We start from the raw sequence: 234 nt of genomic DNA on the forward strand, positions 1-234 counted from the left end.
AACAGTGCCGCGGCCCGAGATCGAGAACACGTCTTCAACCGGCATCAGGAACGGCTGGTCAACAGCGCGGGCCGGGGTCGGGATGTATTCATCCACAGCCGCGATCAGCGCACGGATCGAGTTTTCGCCGATTTCCGGCTGCGTGCCGTTCATGGCGTGCAGAGCCGAACCACGGATGATCGGGATATCGTCGCCGGGGTAGTCATACGAGGACAGCAGCTCGCGGATTTCCAT

Annotated in this window: 1 pseudogene; it reads right to left on the minus strand. The window is 61.5% G+C overall.

Going from position 1 to position 234, the window contains the following annotated elements:
- Positions 1 to 234 (minus strand): annotated as a pseudogene (gene tuf / locus EGN72_RS00110) (elongation factor Tu); the annotation flags it as partial.

This window comes from Pseudorhodobacter sp. E13 (genome assembly GCF_003991405.1).
GTDB lineage: Bacteria > Pseudomonadota > Alphaproteobacteria > Rhodobacterales > Rhodobacteraceae > Pseudorhodobacter.